This is a genomic window from Colwellia sp. MB02u-10 (genome assembly GCF_014077185.1).
Taxonomy (GTDB): domain Bacteria; phylum Pseudomonadota; class Gammaproteobacteria; order Enterobacterales; family Alteromonadaceae; genus Cognaticolwellia.
Window position 1 is genome coordinate 1 of the sequence record NZ_JACGVK010000011.1, and the last position, 251, is coordinate 251.

Sequence of the window (251 nt, forward strand, 5' to 3'; positions counted from 1 at the left end):
AACATCAGTTGCAGTTCCATCCGTTACTGTGTAATCGACTGTATCGGTACCATTGAAGTTTGCTGCGGGTATATAAGTGTATGAGCCATCCGCTGCAAGCGCTAATGTTCCGCCTTGCGCTGTTGCAAATGTTCCCGCTGTTACCGTTAAGCTGTCTCCATCTAAATCGGTATCGTTAGCAGCTAAATCAATGCTTGACGTAAATGCTGTATCTTCAGTGACATTGATTACATCATCGACTGCGACGGGTG

General features: G+C 45.8%; 1 protein-coding gene. It reads right to left on the reverse strand.

The genetic code is table 11. From position 1 onward, the window contains the following. Window positions 1-251, reverse strand: a 251-nt coding sequence (locus H4J59_RS00025; protein WP_182235754.1) for an Ig-like domain-containing protein, incomplete at both ends; no start/stop codon positions are given.